Source organism: Leclercia sp. UBA5076 (assembly GCF_002416465.1).
Classification (GTDB): domain Bacteria; phylum Pseudomonadota; class Gammaproteobacteria; order Enterobacterales; family Enterobacteriaceae; genus Enterobacter.
This window is the reverse complement of the sequence record NZ_DIAO01000013.1, coordinates 33,359-47,517: the sequence shown is the minus strand read 5'-3', so window position 1 is coordinate 47,517 and position 14,159 is coordinate 33,359. Positions and strand designations below refer to the sequence as shown.

Genomic DNA, 14,159 nt, shown 5'->3' with positions numbered 1-14,159 from the left:
AAGCGCAGGGCCTCAGGCTTTCCCCGCTTTCGCCAGCTCTTTCACCAGCGGCAGCATCACCCGTACCACATCCCGGCTGCGGTGTTCAATCCGCTGCGGCAATGCCTTGTCGATGTGCTGCAGATTATCCAGCCTGACGTCGTGCCAGCTTGTTCCCGCTGGAAACGCTTTTGATTTTGCCTGCTGCTGATAACCATCCTTTTTGCCCAGGGACCAGTTGGTCGCTTCAACGTAGAGCACCGGGATCCCGGCTTTATCGAACACCTCGCCATCATTGCAGCAGCCGGTGCCTTTCGGATACGCGGCGTTGCCGCCCGGGTTGGTGGCAGCATAGATGCCGTGGGCGCGGGCAATCGCCAGCGCGCGGTCGCGGGTTAACTTGCGTACCGGTCCTGGGGTGGTTTTGCCGCTGTTGAAATAGAGCTTATCCCCCACAATCAAATTATCGAGGTTGATCACCAGCAGGGTGTTTTTCTTCTCGGCCGCGCTCATGCGTTTAAGGACATTCTCGGCACCCAGCCGTCCCTCTTCCTCGCCGCTGGTGGCGATAAAGCGGATGCTGTACTGGGTGGGAATATTTTTTAGCTGATCGGCCAGCTCCAGCATCACGCCGACCCCAGCGGCATTATCATCAATGCCCTGTAACGTGAGGCCGCCAAGATTGTTGTCGGCATCGCTGTCGCTCATCGGAGCATAGGTGTCCAGGTGCGCCAGAATAATAATCTGCTGCGCGGCTTTGCCTTCATGGGCCGCAATCACGGTACTGCCGGTGACGTTGTGCCAGTTTTTACTCAGATTGCGTGAGGTATAGATGTAGCGGCTCTGAAATGTGCGGATATCGCTCTGGTAGCCCATCCCGGCGAACTGCTGGCGCACGTAGTCAGCGGAGAGCATTTCGGCGGGGGTACCGGTCATCCGACCCGGGAAAAAGGTGGCAATATGACGTGCCTGCGTCGCGGCCATCTCACCCAGGGGCGAGGTCTTAGCCTGAACCGTTCCGATTAAGCAAACGCCGAGCGCCAGGGCAGCGTATCGGTGGCGCATTGCGGAAAACATAGTGAGTCCTTAAAAAAATAACGCAAAATTTTAACGCGCTTAGTATGAAACTGTGACCGCGCTTACACAATTTGATTTGCGCTTAAATGCCCGGAATGTCGCGCGTTAAGCACTTTTTGATATGAGCTTTTTCAGGGCGTTATTCCATTGAGTAACTACTCATTCCAATTCGTAATTTCATTCGCTCGTAGCCGCCCCCTATAGTCCCCCTATTCCTGGTTGTTAGCGAGTTGTAGCATTGTGGATTACCTTCCTTTATTCGCTGCTGTAAAAGACCGCCCGGTGCTGGTTGTCGGCAGCGGCGAAATCGCTGAGCGCAAAATTGCCTTTTTACATCGGGCAGGCGCTCGCGTGCAGGTTGTTGCCGAAGCGGACTTTGCTGAAGCGCAAATCGACAATGTGGTGCTGGTGATTGCCGCCACCGAAAACCGGGCGCTCAACCAGCGCGTCTCCGATGCCGCCCACGCCCGCCACCGCCTGGTGAACGTGGTGGACGACCAGCCGCTCTGCTCCTTTATCTTTCCGTCAATTGTCGATCGCTCGCCGCTGCTGGTGGCGATCTCTTCTGGCGGGACTGCCCCGGTGCTGGCCCGCGTCTTGCGGGAAAAAATCGAAGCGCTGCTGCCGACAAGCCTGGGCCGCATGGCCGAGAAGGCCAGTTACTGGCGCAACCATCTGAAAACCCGTCTGACCAGCGTGGCGGAACGCCGTCGCTTCTGGGAGCGCGTATTTCGTGGCCGTTTTGCCAGCCTGATGCAGGCCGGTAATGAGACGGCAGCGCAACAGCTTCTTGAAGACGAACTCGATAACCCCGGCAGCACTGGCGGGGAGATCATTCTGGTAGGCGCCGGGCCAGGCGATGCTGGCCTGCTGACCCTGCGGGGGTTGCAGGTGCTGCAGGACGCCGATGTGGTTTTCTATGACCACCTGGTGAGCGACGGCGTGCGCGAGCTGATTCGTCGCGACGCCGAGCAAATCTGCGTGGGCAAACGTGCGGGCGGGCACGCTGTTCCCCAGCACGATACCAACCAGATGCTGATTGCGGCGGCCAAAGCGGGCAAAACCGTGGTACGCCTGAAAGGCGGCGATCCGTTCATCTTTGGTCGCGGTGGCGAAGAGTTACAGGCGGCAGCCGAAGCGGGCGTGCCGTTCCAGGTAGTGCCGGGGATCACCGCGGCCTCGGCGGTCACGGCTTATGCCGGCATTCCCCTGACGCACCGTGAATACGCCCAGAGCGTTACTTTTGTCACCGGCCACTACAAGGCCGACAGCACCCCGTTTGACTGGACGCATCTGGCGCAGAGCCGTCAGACCCTCGCCATCTACATGGGCACCATGAAAGCGGCGGAGATCGGCGAACAACTGATTCGACACGGGCGCGATGCGAATACCCCGGTCGCGGTGATATCCCGCGGCACGCGCGTCGATCAGCACGTGTCGATCGGAACACTACAACACCTTGCAACCCTGGCGAAAGACGCCCCGATGCCCGCCCTGATCGTGGTGGGAGAGGTGGTGCAGCTCCACAGCACGCTCGCCTGGTTCCAACATACAACCGACACAGAAGGCTTTAGTTCTTCTGTTATCAATTTGGCTTAGTCCTGGAGCAACAGGCTATTTTATTTGCCATTTTTGCCCCGGGCTGTGCTCGCAATCCTCACGTACTTGAGTACGCTCCGGTTGCTGTGCGCAGGCCGTGACAAAACTGGCTGCAACAATAACGCCTGTTGCACCAGGCCTTATAAGGAACAGTTATGGATCAAAAACGACTGACGCACCTGCAGCAACTGGAAGCGGAGAGTATTCATATTATCCGCGAAGTGGCCGCTGAGTTTGCAAATCCGGTAATGATGTACTCCATCGGCAAAGACTCCAGCGTAATGCTGCACCTGGCGCGTAAAGCGTTTTATCCGGGCACGCTGCCGTTCCCGCTGCTGCACGTGGATACCGGCTGGAAATTCCGCGAAATGTATGAGTTCCGTGACCGTACCGCCAAAGCCTACGGCTGCGAACTGCTGGTACATAAAAACCCGGAAGGGGTGGCGATGGGCATTAACCCGTTTGTCCACGGCAGCGCCAAGCACACCGACATCATGAAGACCGAAGGGCTGAAGCAGGCGCTGAACAAATACGGCTTTGATGCCGCTTTCGGCGGCGCCCGCCGCGATGAAGAGAAATCCCGCGCCAAGGAGCGTATCTACTCCTTCCGTGACCGCTTCCACCGCTGGGACCCTAAAAACCAGCGTCCTGAGCTGTGGCACAACTACAACGGCCAGATCAACAAGGGCGAAAGCATCCGCGTCTTCCCGCTCTCCAACTGGACCGAGCTGGATATCTGGCAGTACATCTATCTGGAAAATATCGAGATTGTTCCGCTTTACCTGGCGGCTGAACGCCCGGTTCTGGAGCGCGACGGCATGCTGATGATGATCGACGACGATCGCATCGACCTGCAGCCTGGCGAAGTGATCAAAAAGCGGATGGTACGCTTCCGTACCCTCGGCTGTTGGCCGCTGACCGGCGCGGTGGAATCCGACGCGCAAACGCTGCCGGAGATCATCGAAGAGATGCTGGTGTCCACCACCAGCGAGCGACAGGGGCGCGTGATTGACCGCGACCAGGCAGGCTCGATGGAGCTGAAGAAACGTCAGGGTTATTTCTAAGGAGCCGCCATGAATACCACTATTGCTCAACAGATCGCCAATGAAGGCGGCGTCGAAGCCTACCTGCACGCCCAGCAGCATAAAAGTTTGCTGCGTTTTCTGACCTGCGGCAGCGTGGACGACGGTAAAAGCACCCTGATTGGCCGTCTGCTGCACGATACCCGTCAGATCTATGAAGATCAGCTCTCCTCCCTGCATAACGACAGCAAGCGTCACGGTACCCAGGGCGAAAAACTCGATCTGGCCCTGCTGGTGGATGGCCTGCAGGCGGAGCGCGAGCAGGGCATCACCATCGACGTGGCCTATCGCTATTTCTCCACCGAGAAGCGCAAATTTATCATCGCCGATACCCCGGGGCATGAGCAGTACACCCGCAATATGGCGACCGGCGCCTCCACCTGTGACCTGGCGATCCTGCTGATCGATGCCCGTAAAGGGGTGCTGGATCAGACCCGTCGTCACAGCTTTATCTCCACGCTGCTGGGGATCAAGCACCTGGTGGTGGCGGTTAACAAGATGGATCTGGTGAACTTCAGCGAAGAGAAGTTTAACGAGATCCGCGAAAGCTACCTGACCTTTGCCGAGCAGCTGCCGGGCAATCTCGATATCCGCTTTGTGCCGCTCTCGGCGCTGGAAGGGGATAATGTCGCTTCCCAGAGCGTGAGCATGCCGTGGTACAGCGGCCCAACGCTGCTGGAAGTGCTGGAGACCGTTGAGATCCAGCGCGACGTGGATACGCAGCCGATGCGCTTCCCGGTGCAGTACGTTAACCGCCCGAACCTCGATTTCCGCGGCTTCTCCGGCACGATTGCCTCCGGCAGCGTGCGCGTAGACCAGCGCGTGAAGGTACTGCCGTCCGGCGTGGAATCGGCCATTGCCCGTATCGTGACCTTCGATGGCGATCTGCAGGAAGCGGGGGCCGGCGAAGCGGTCACCCTGGTGCTGAAAGATGAGATCGATATCAGCCGCGGCGATCTGCTGGTGGATGCGCAGGAGTCGCTGCCTGCGGTACAGAGCGCCGCGGTGGATGTGGTGTGGATGGCCGAGCAGCCGCTGAGCCCGGGCCAGAGCTACGACATCAAGATTGCCGGGAAGAAAACCCGCGCCCGCGTCGACGGCGTTCAGTATCAGGTCGACATTAACAATCTGGCGCAGCACAGCGTGACTGAACTGCCGCTGAACGGCATCGGTCTGGTGGATTTCACCTTCGACGAACCGCTGGTGCTGGACGAATATCAGCAGAACCCGGTGACCGGCGGGCTGATTATTATCGATCGTCTGACCAACGTCACCGTTGGCGCAGGGATGGTGCGCGAACCTAAAGCGCAGGCGAGGGCGGTGCCGTCTGAATTCAGCGCCTTTGAACTGGAGCTCAACGCGCTGGTGCGCAAACACTTCCCGCACTGGGGCGCGCGCGATCTGCTGGGAGGCAAGTAATGGCGCAGCATGATGAGAACGTCGTCTGGCATCCTCATCCGGTCACGGTGGCCGAACGCGAACAGCTCCACGGTCACCGTGGGGTTGTGCTGTGGTTTACCGGGCTCTCGGGGTCTGGTAAGTCCACCGTCGCGGGGGCGCTGGAAGAGGCGCTGCACAAAGCGGGCGTCAGCACCTATCTGCTGGATGGCGACAACGTGCGCCACGGGCTGTGCAGCGATCTGGGCTTTAGCGATGCGGATCGCAAAGAGAACATCCGTCGGGTGGGCGAAGTGGCCAGCCTGATGGCCGATGCCGGGCTGGTGGTGTTAACCGCCTTTATCTCACCGCACCGCGCCGAGCGGCAGATGGTACGTGAGCGGGTGGGGAACAGCCGCTTCATTGAAGTGTTTGTTGATACCCCGCTGGAAATATGCGAGCAGCGCGATCCGAAGGGACTGTACAAAAAGGCCCGCGCTGGCGAGCTGAAGAACTTCACCGGCATTGATGCGGTTTACGAAGCGCCGGAAAACCCCGATATTCACCTGCAAGGCCAACAATTGGTAACAAATTTGGTGGGTCAATTATTAGACCTGCTCCGGCAGGGCGATATTATCAGATCCTGAGATGGTATTGATGGGGATGCTTAATCTCCATCAATATGTCACGGTCACAGGATCAGCTATGCGGAACAGTGAAAACTACATCATCACCGGGTCGGACACAGTATCGGCACATGACGAGACGACCTGGTCTTTTCCTGGGGCGATTGTCGGCTTTGCGTCATGGCTGATGGCACTGGGGATCCCTTTCCTGTTTTACGGCAGCAATACGCTGTTTTTCTTCCTTTATACCTGGCCTTTCTTTCTGGCGCTGATGCCCGTTGCCGTTGTGGTAGGGATCGCGCTCCACTCTCTGCTTCACGGCAAGCTGCTCTACAGTTCGTTTATCACCGTCTTAACGGTGGTCGCTATGGTGGGACTGTTATTTTTGTGGCTCATGGGATAAGTTCATCCATAATTCAAAACGTAACCAACTATGTGACATTGTTGGCTTGCGCGAATCTGCAAAAAAAATGTGGTACATTTGCCCGCAATGTTGCGGCATCTCTGTAGCCCCGATGTAGAGTCATGGGGAAAGTTATGGGATGATGATGCCGTTTTTCAGGGGGCAGGATGGGTAAACTTACGCTGCTGTTGCTGGCTCTGCTGGTCTGGCTTCAGTATTCGCTGTGGTTCGGTAAGAACGGCCTTCACGATTACAGTCGCGTCAGCGATGACGTGACGGCGCAGCAGGCAACAAACAGCAAATTAAAAGCGCGAAACGATCAGCTGTTTGCGGAAATTGACGATCTCAATGGCGGGCAGGAAGCCATTGAAGAGCGTGCGCGCAACGAACTCAGCATGACTAAGCCGGGCGAAACCTTCTATCGTCTGGTGCCGGATGCGTCTAAACGCAACCAGGGCTCAGTACAAAACACTCGATAATCAGGCCCAGGATTACGCCATGGCAGTAACATTTTCCAACGTATGCGCCGTTGTGCCAGCCGCCGGGTTTGGCCGGCGCATGCAGACTGAATGTCCTAAGCAGTACCTTTCAATTGGTGATAAAACGATCCTTGAGCACACCGTGGCGGCGCTGCTGGCGAACCCACGTGTGACGCGGGTCGTTATCGCTATCAGCCCGGGCGACGTCCGCTTCGCCGCGCTGCCGCTTGCCCGCCACCCGCAGGTGACCGTGGTGGACGGTGGCGCAGAGCGTGCCGATTCGGTGCTGGCGGGACTGAAAGCCGCCGGTGACGCACAGTGGGTACTGGTGCACGATGCGGCGCGGCCCTGTTTGCATCAGGATGACCTGGCGCGGCTGCTGGCCATCAGCGAAACCAGCCGCGTTGGTGGCATTCTGGCCACGCCGGTCCGCGATACCATGAAACGCGGCGAGCCCGGCCTGCCGGCCATCGCCCATACGGTGGAGCGCGTTGACCTCTGGCATGCACTCACGCCGCAATTTTTCCCTCGCGAGCTGTTGCACCACTGCTTAACCCGTGCGCTGAACGAAGGCGCAACCATCACCGACGAAGCCTCGGCGCTGGAGTACTGCGGTTTTCACCCGGAACTGATTGAAGGGCGCGCAGATAATATAAAGGTGACGCGCCCCGAAGATTTACAGCTGGCAGAATTTTATCTTACCCGTTCGACCCATCAGGAGAAGGCATAATGCGAATTGGACATGGTTTTGACGTACACGCCTTTGGCGGCGAGGGCCCAATTATCATTGGCGGCGTACGCATCCCTTATGAAAAAGGACTGCTCGCGCATTCTGATGGCGATGTTGCACTGCACGCGTTAACCGATGCGCTACTTGGTGCGGCGGCGCTTGGCGATATCGGCAAGCTGTTCCCGGATACCGATCCGGCCTTCAAAGGGGCCGACAGCCGCGAGCTGCTGCGCGAAGCCTGGCGCCGTATTCAGGCCAAAGGCTATACCCTTGGCAACGTGGATGTGACCATTATTGCCCAGGCGCCGAAAATGCTGCCGCATATTCCTCAGATGCGCGTCTTTATTGCCGAGGATCTTGGCTGCCATATGGACGACGTCAACGTCAAAGCGACCACCACCGAGAAACTCGGCTTTACCGGCCGTGGTGAAGGCATTGCCTGCGAAGCCGTGGCGCTGCTGGTGAAGGCGGTGAAATGACGGACTTCGACAACCTGACCTACCTGCACGGTAAACCGCAGGGTACGGGGCTGCTGAAAGCCAACCCGGAAGATTTTGTGGTCGTCGAGGATTTGGGGTTCGAGCCGGATGGCGAGGGCGAGCACATTCTGGTGCGGATCCTGAAGAATGGCTGTAACACCCGTTTTGTGGCCGATGCGCTGGCAAAGTTCCTGAAAATTCACGCTCGTGAAGTAAGCTTCGCCGGGCAGAAAGACAAACACGCCGTGACGGAACAGTGGCTCTGCGCGCGGGTGCCGGGTAACGGGATGCCCGATTTAAGCCAGTTCCAGCTCGAAGGCTGCCAGGTGCTGGAATATGCCCGCCATAAGCGCAAGTTGCGCCTCGGCGCGTTAAAGGGCAACGCCTTTACCCTGGTGCTGCGCGAGGTAAGCAACCGCGACGAGGTAGAACAGCGTCTTAACGCCATCCAGGCGCAGGGTGTGCCGAACTACTTTGGCGCGCAGCGTTTTGGCATCGGCGGCAGTAACCTGCAGGGGGCGCTACGCTGGGCGCAGAGCAATGCCCCGGTGCGCGATCGCAATAAACGCAGTTTTTGGTTGTCGGCAGCCCGCAGCGCGTTGTTTAATCAAATCGTCAGCGAGCGACTGAAAAAAACAGACGCGAATCAAGTTGTTGTCGGCGATGCGCTACAATTAGCGGGACGCGGCAGCTGGTTTGTCGCCACTGACGAAGAGCTGCGCGATGTGCAGGCGCGCGTCGAGGCAAAAACGCTGATGATCACTGCGGCCCTGCCGGGTACCGGCGACTGGGGTCCGCAGGGTGATGCGCTGCGCTTTGAACAGTCTGCCATCGCCGATGAAACAGAGTTATGCTCACTGCTGGGGCGGGAAAAAGTCGAAGCGGCACGCCGGGCGATGCTGCTCTATCCGCAACAGTTGAGCTGGAACTGGTGGGATGACGTAACCGTCGAGCTACGTTTCTGGCTGCCGGCAGGCAGCTTTGCCACCAGTGTTGTCAGGGAACTTATCAACACTTCGGGTGACTATGCGAATATTGCTGAGTAACGATGACGGGATCCATGCGCCAGGCATTCAGACGCTGGCGAAAGCGATACGTGAGTTCGCCGAGGTGCAGGTGGTGGCTCCCGATCGTAACCGCAGCGGTGCCTCTAACTCGTTAACCCTCGAGTCGTCTCTTCGCACCTTTACCTTTGATAACGGTGATATCGCCGTGCAGATGGGCACCCCGACCGACTGTGTCTTTCTGGGGGTTAATGCGCTGATGCGTCCCCGCCCGGACGTGGTGGTCTCCGGCATTAATGCCGGACCCAACCTGGGCGATGACGTGATCTACTCCGGTACGGTGGCGGCAGCCATGGAAGGGCGCCATCTCGGCTTTCCTGCCCTGGCGGTCTCGCTTAACGGCCATCAGCATTATGACACCGCCGCCGCGGTCACCTGCGCCATTCTGCGCGCGCTGAGCCGTGAACCGCTGCGCACCGGTCGCATCCTTAATATCAACGTGCCGGATCTGCCGCTGGATCAAATCAAAGGTATCCGCGTGACGCGCTGCGGCAGCCGCCACCCGGCGGATAAAGTGATCCCGCAGGAAGATCCGCGCGGCAACACGCTGTACTGGATTGGTCCGCCGGGCGAAAAACATGATGCCGGGCCGGATACCGATTTTGCCGCCGTAGATGAAGGCTACGTCTCCGTCACCCCGCTGCACGTCGATTTGACCGCGCATAACGCGCAGGATGTGGTTTCAGGCTGGCTGGATCGCGCCGGGGTGAGCTCGCAATGGTAAGCAATCGTGTACAAACTCTTCTGAATCAATTACGCAGTCAGGGCATTGCTGACGAGCGGGTGCTGGACGCCATCTCGCGGGTACCGCGGGAAAAATTCGTGGATGAGGCGTTTGAGCACAAAGCGTGGGACAACGTCGCGTTGCCGATAGGGCAGGGGCAAACCATCTCCCAGCCCTATATGGTGGCGCGCATGACCGAGCTGCTGGAGCTGACCCCGGACTTGCGGGTGCTGGAGATTGGCACCGGTTCTGGATACCAGACCGCCATTCTGGCGCACCTGGTGCATCATGTCTGCTCGGTTGAGCGCATTAAAGGGTTGCAGTGGCAGGCGCGCCGCCGCCTGAAGCAGCTCGATTTACATAATGTTTCTACCCGTCACGGGGATGGCTGGCAGGGCTGGAAGGCACGCGGCCCGTTTGATGCCATTATCGTGACGGCTGCACCGCCTGAGATCCCGGCTGCGCTGATGGCGCAACTGGACGACGGCGGGATCCTCGTTTTACCGGTGGGCGATGAACACCAACTGTTGAAGCGTGTTCGTCGACGGGGCAACGAGTTTATTATCGATACCGTAGAAGCCGTACGTTTCGTGCCTCTGGTAAAAGGAGAGCTGGCCTGAGACTCGGATTTTTCCAGGGTTATTCAGGCAAATTCAGCGTATGGTGTGGCGCAAAACGTCGTGACATTACGGTAATTTTAAGTCACTGGTAATTAAAAATAATCCTGGGGGATAAATGAGCGCGGGAAGCCCAAAATTCACCATCAGCCGAGTTGCGGCATTGTCACTGGTTTCAATCTGGCTGGCAGGTTGTTCAACATCGAATAATGCCCCTGCGCCTGTCAGTTCGGTCGGCGGTAATAGCGGCTCTGGTAATTCATCCGGTGGCATGCTGATCACCCCTCCGCCCAAAATGGGCACCTCAACGGCGCAACAAACTCCGCAAATCCAGCCTGTTCAGCGTCCGGTTACCCAGCCAGTACAGATTCAGCCAGTGGAACAACCTGTCCAGACGGAAAATGGCCGCATTGTGTATAACCGCAAGTATGGGAACATTCCGAAAGGCAGCTATACTGGCGGCAGCACCTACACCGTGAAACGCGGTGATACCCTCTTCTATATTGCCTGGATCACCGGGAACGATTTCCGCGATCTGGCAGAGCGAAACAACGTTCCGGCCCCGTATGGCCTGAATGTCGGCCAGACGCTACAGGTGGGCAATGCGACCGGCGCACCGTTAACGCCAGGCAATACTGTTTCTGCGGCTGACGTCACAGCGCAAAATAACAGTGTGACGCCTGCGCAAAAATCAAGCACAGTGGTTGCGTCGCAACCGACAATTACGTATTCTGAAGATTCAGGTGAACAGAGTGCTAACAAGATGTTGCCGAACAATAAGGGGACTGCGACTGTAGTTACAGCACCCGTTACGGCTCCTGTGGTTAGCTCTACCGCACCCGTTGCCAGTAGTCAGACGTCCAGCTCGCCAATCTCTTCCTGGCGCTGGCCGACTGAAGGCAAGGTTATCGAGAACTTTTCTTCCTCCGAGGGGGGAAATAAAGGGGTCGATATCGCAGGGAGTAAGGGACAGGCTATTATCGCGACCGCTGATGGACGCGTGGTATACGCCGGTAACGCTCTGCGCGGTTACGGTAATCTTATTATCATCAAACACAACGATGATTACCTGAGTGCCTACGCCCATAACGATACGATGCTGGTCCGGGAACAACAAGAAGTTAAGGCGGGGCAAAAAATAGCTACTATGGGTAGCACCGGAACCAGTTCTACACGCTTGCATTTTGAAATTCGTTACAAGGGGAAATCCGTAAACCCGCTGCAGTATTTACCGCAGCGATAAATTGGCGGGACATATCTTTTGGTATGTTGCGCCCAGGGATCACGGGTAGGAGCCACCTTTATGAGTCAGAATACGCTGAAAGTTCATGATTTAAATGAAGACGCGGAATTTGATGAGAACGGAGTAGAGGCTTTTGACGAAAAAGCCTTAGTAGAAGAGGAACCCAGTGATAACGATTTAGCTGAAGAAGAGCTGTTATCGCAGGGTGCCACACAACGTGTGCTGGATGCGACTCAGCTTTACCTTGGGGAGATTGGTTACTCCCCACTGTTAACAGCAGAAGAAGAAGTTTACTTCGCGCGCCGGGCATTACGTGGTGATGTGGCTTCACGTCGTCGCATGATTGAAAGTAACCTGCGTCTGGTGGTTAAGATTGCCCGTCGTTACAGCAATCGTGGTCTGGCTCTGCTGGATCTGATTGAAGAGGGCAACCTGGGCCTGATCCGCGCAGTAGAGAAATTTGACCCTGAACGTGGGTTCCGTTTCTCAACCTATGCGACATGGTGGATCCGACAGACCATCGAACGGGCAATCATGAACCAGACCCGTACGATTCGACTGCCTATTCACATTGTGAAAGAGTTGAACGTTTATCTGCGTACCGCGCGCGAGTTGTCCCATAAGCTGGACCACGAGCCAAGCGCGGAAGAGATTGCCGAACAGCTTGATAAACCTGTTGATGATGTTAGCCGTATGCTGCGTCTCAACGAGCGTATTACCTCTGTCGACACCCCGCTGGGTGGCGATTCCGAGAAAGCGCTGCTGGACATCCTGGCCGATGAAAAAGACAACGGCCCGGAGGACACCACGCAGGACGATGATATGAAACAGAGCATCGTCAAATGGTTGTTCGAACTGAACGCCAAACAGCGTGAAGTGCTGGCACGTCGTTTCGGTCTGCTGGGGTATGAAGCTGCGACACTGGAAGATGTCGGTCGTGAAATCGGCCTGACCCGTGAACGTGTTCGTCAGATTCAGGTAGAAGGTCTGCGTCGCCTGCGTGAAATCCTGCAGGGGCAAGGGCTGAATATCGAAGCGCTGTTCCGCGAGTAAGCACCTTTTCGTCAAAAAAGGCCAGTCTTTCGACTGGCCTTTTTCTTTTGCTTAAGGCGCTGCGGTTTCATGTAGCAGACGCCAGGTGAGGTTGTCTCCCTCCTGGTTCAGGATGGCGCTGGACCAGCGCACGTTCACCGGCTGATCCGGGCGGGTTTGTGTTTCACGGTAGTGAAGCACTGCGCCGTTATCCCAGGTCTGCAACGTCGTTAATTCATCAATCACGATCTTCAGTCCAGGGCGGCTGCCGCGCTGCGCCTCGAGGAAACGTGCGAGCGCGGGGTGATCCAGGTGTGCGCCGGTTGGGGCAATCATCAAAAAGTCCTGATGAAAACGGGCGAGCAGGGGGGCAAAATCGCCTTCACCCTGGCCTAACCACTTTTCTAATGCGATGTGAGCATCAATAATTTCTGTTTCATAGCGGGTCATTCTCTCTCCTTTACCATCATTTTGCGAACCAACTCCGTAAACTGGCGACGCTCCTCAGCCGTTAAACGCCCCAGAAAAGCCTCATCGACATGATTCCCTGCCGGTTTACAGTTGCCGAGCAACGCTTCGCCTTCCGGCGTTAAGAATACAAACCGGCGGCGCTTATCTGCAGCATCGGCTTCGCGCTTCACCAGCCCACGTAATTCCATACGGCTCAGCATCTCCGCGAGGGTAGCTTTGGTGCTTACCGCCGCTTCGGTGAGCGCCACCTGCTCAATGCCGGGATGTTCCGCGATAGAACGCAGCACCGCGTATTGCGGCTTAGTCAGCTCGGGTAAGGCCTGCTGCCAGCGCGCAGTATGTTGCTGAAAAAGCTGACGTAACAGGTGGAACGCTTCTTGTTTTAGTTCCATGAACTCTCCAGCATAAAAATGATCTCTTTATGATAGCCCCGATCAGCGGCGAATTTAACGCAGCCCGTTTTACCATTTCGTGTGATCGCATGCGAACGATCTTGTCAGCGTTCAGATCCGGGCGTACGGTAAGCAACAAGTTCGTATACGAACAAATTAAATGAGGTTTTGCATGAGATTGATTGTTGGGATGACAGGGGCAACCGGTGCGCCGCTCGGCGTGGCGCTGCTGCAGGCGCTTCGCGACATGCCGGAAGTTGAATCCCATCTGGTGATGTCGAAATGGGCGAAAACAACGATTGAACTGGAAACGCCGTATACCGCTCAGGACGTTGCCGGGCTGGCGGATGTGGTTCACAGCCCGGCGGATCAGGGGGCAACCATCTCATCCGGCTCCTTTCGCACCGATGGCATGATCGTCATTCCCTGCAGCATGAAAACGCTGGCGGGCATCCGCGCAGGCTACGCCGAAGGGCTGGTGGGGCGTGCCGCTGACGTGGTGTTAAAAGAGCGACGCAAGCTGGTGCTGGTCCCGCGGGAAATGCCGCTCAGCACTATCCATCTTGAAAATATGCTGGCGCTTTCCCGCATGGGCGTGGCAATGGTGCCGCCGATGCCCGCTTATTACAACCATCCGCAAACCGCCGATGACATTACTCAACACATTGTGACCCGGGTGCTCGATCAGTTTGGTCTGGCGCATAACAAAGCCCGTCGCTGGGAGGGGTTACAGGCGGCCAGAGATTTTTCCCAGGAGAATAAACATGGCATTTGATGATTTGTGA

Annotated in this window: 18 protein-coding genes; 14 read left to right on the top strand and 4 right to left on the bottom strand. The window is 57.1% G+C overall.

Going from position 1 to position 14,159, the window contains the following annotated elements; all coding sequences use genetic code 11:
- Nucleotides 1-12: 12 nt before the first annotated feature.
- Nucleotides 13-1,056, bottom strand: coding sequence for an aminopeptidase (locus B3X29_RS12870; RefSeq protein WP_159339795.1), 1,044 nt, complete (start codon nucleotides 1,054-1,056; stop codon nucleotides 13-15).
- A 240-nt stretch (nucleotides 1,057-1,296) separates the two neighbouring features.
- On the opposite strand from B3X29_RS12870, the gene cysG reads away from it, so the two are divergent.
- The 11 genes from cysG (at nucleotide 1,297) to B3X29_RS12815 (ending at nucleotide 10,239) form a co-directional block, all read left to right on the top strand.
- Entirely contained in the window at nucleotides 1,297-2,655 is a 1,359-nt protein-coding gene (gene cysG, locus B3X29_RS12865) for a siroheme synthase CysG (protein ID WP_159339794.1), read from the top strand.
- A gap of 155 nt (nucleotides 2,656-2,810) precedes the next feature.
- Nucleotides 2,811-3,719 carry a sulfate adenylyltransferase subunit CysD gene (gene cysD, locus B3X29_RS12860; protein ID WP_159339793.1) on the top strand — a complete coding sequence of 303 codons (909 nt, stop codon included), beginning with the start codon at nucleotides 2,811-2,813 and terminating at the stop codon, nucleotides 3,717-3,719.
- A gap of 9 nt (nucleotides 3,720-3,728) precedes the next feature.
- Complete coding sequence (cysN, locus tag B3X29_RS12855) at nucleotides 3,729-5,156, top strand: sulfate adenylyltransferase subunit CysN (RefSeq protein WP_214422346.1); 1,428 nt, start codon at nucleotides 3,729-3,731, stop codon at nucleotides 5,154-5,156.
- Nucleotides 5,156-5,761, top strand: coding sequence for an adenylyl-sulfate kinase (gene cysC, locus B3X29_RS12850; protein WP_103180918.1), 606 nt, complete (start codon nucleotides 5,156-5,158; stop codon nucleotides 5,759-5,761). Before cysN ends, cysC begins: the two co-directional genes overlap by 1 nt.
- 58 nt (nucleotides 5,762-5,819) lie before the next feature.
- Nucleotides 5,820-6,143: a DUF3561 family protein gene (locus tag B3X29_RS12845; RefSeq protein ID WP_103180917.1), complete on the top strand. Its 324-nt coding sequence runs from the start codon at nucleotides 5,820-5,822 to the stop codon at nucleotides 6,141-6,143.
- A 167-nt stretch (nucleotides 6,144-6,310) separates the two neighbouring features.
- Nucleotides 6,311-6,622: a cell division protein FtsB gene (gene ftsB, locus B3X29_RS12840; RefSeq protein ID WP_032613637.1), complete on the top strand. Its 312-nt coding sequence runs from the start codon at nucleotides 6,311-6,313 to the stop codon at nucleotides 6,620-6,622.
- A gap of 19 nt (nucleotides 6,623-6,641) precedes the next feature.
- A complete protein-coding gene (gene ispD, locus B3X29_RS12835; RefSeq protein ID WP_103180916.1) occupies nucleotides 6,642-7,352 on the top strand; it encodes a 2-C-methyl-D-erythritol 4-phosphate cytidylyltransferase in 711 nt (236 codons plus the stop codon).
- Nucleotides 7,352-7,831: a 2-C-methyl-D-erythritol 2,4-cyclodiphosphate synthase gene (ispF, locus tag B3X29_RS12830; RefSeq protein ID WP_048959481.1), complete on the top strand. Its 480-nt coding sequence runs from the start codon at nucleotides 7,352-7,354 to the stop codon at nucleotides 7,829-7,831. Before ispD ends, ispF begins: the two co-directional genes overlap by 1 nt.
- Nucleotides 7,828-8,877, top strand: a complete 1,050-nt coding sequence (truD, locus tag B3X29_RS12825; protein WP_103180915.1) for a tRNA pseudouridine(13) synthase TruD — start codon at nucleotides 7,828-7,830, stop codon at nucleotides 8,875-8,877. Before ispF ends, truD begins: the two co-directional genes overlap by 4 nt.
- On the top strand, nucleotides 8,858-9,619 hold the full coding sequence (surE, locus tag B3X29_RS12820) for a 5'/3'-nucleotidase SurE (RefSeq protein ID WP_290554566.1): 762 nt from the start codon (nucleotides 8,858-8,860) through the stop codon (nucleotides 9,617-9,619). The genes truD and surE overlap by 20 nt, the downstream gene beginning before the upstream one ends.
- Nucleotides 9,613-10,239 carry a protein-L-isoaspartate(D-aspartate) O-methyltransferase gene (locus B3X29_RS12815; RefSeq protein ID WP_103180913.1) on the top strand — a complete coding sequence of 209 codons (627 nt, stop codon included), beginning with the start codon at nucleotides 9,613-9,615 and terminating at the stop codon, nucleotides 10,237-10,239. Before surE ends, B3X29_RS12815 begins: the two co-directional genes overlap by 7 nt.
- A gap of 66 nt (nucleotides 10,240-10,305) precedes the next feature.
- Here B3X29_RS12815 and B3X29_RS12810 read toward each other — a convergent pair whose 3' ends face one another.
- On the bottom strand, nucleotides 10,306-10,509 hold the full coding sequence (locus B3X29_RS12810; RefSeq protein ID WP_231736555.1) for a hypothetical protein: 204 nt from the start codon (nucleotides 10,507-10,509) through the stop codon (nucleotides 10,306-10,308).
- On the opposite strand from B3X29_RS12810, the gene nlpD reads away from it, so the two are divergent.
- Nucleotides 10,415-11,479: a murein hydrolase activator NlpD gene (gene nlpD, locus B3X29_RS12805; protein WP_231736666.1), complete on the top strand. Its 1,065-nt coding sequence runs from the start codon at nucleotides 10,415-10,417 to the stop codon at nucleotides 11,477-11,479. The two genes, B3X29_RS12810 and nlpD, sit on opposite strands and share 95 nt — an antisense overlap.
- Nucleotides 11,480-11,539: 60 nt before the next feature.
- Nucleotides 11,540-12,532 carry an RNA polymerase sigma factor RpoS gene (rpoS, locus tag B3X29_RS12800; protein WP_103180911.1) on the top strand — a complete coding sequence of 331 codons (993 nt, stop codon included), beginning with the start codon at nucleotides 11,540-11,542 and terminating at the stop codon, nucleotides 12,530-12,532.
- Between the two features lie 51 nt (nucleotides 12,533-12,583).
- On the opposite strand, the gene B3X29_RS12795 is transcribed toward rpoS, so the two are convergent.
- Entirely contained in the window at nucleotides 12,584-12,961 is a 378-nt protein-coding gene (locus B3X29_RS12795; protein WP_103180910.1) for a DUF4440 domain-containing protein, read from the bottom strand.
- Nucleotides 12,958-13,374, bottom strand: coding sequence for a MarR family winged helix-turn-helix transcriptional regulator (locus B3X29_RS12790; protein WP_159339791.1), 417 nt, complete (start codon nucleotides 13,372-13,374; stop codon nucleotides 12,958-12,960). Before B3X29_RS12790 ends, B3X29_RS12795 begins: the two co-directional genes overlap by 4 nt.
- A 172-nt stretch (nucleotides 13,375-13,546) precedes the next feature.
- Between B3X29_RS12790 and B3X29_RS12785 the strand changes: the two genes are divergently transcribed.
- Nucleotides 13,547-14,149: a non-oxidative hydroxyarylic acid decarboxylases subunit B gene (locus B3X29_RS12785; protein ID WP_103180908.1), complete on the top strand. Its 603-nt coding sequence runs from the start codon at nucleotides 13,547-13,549 to the stop codon at nucleotides 14,147-14,149.
- The last annotated feature ends 10 nt before the right edge of the window (nucleotides 14,150-14,159 follow it).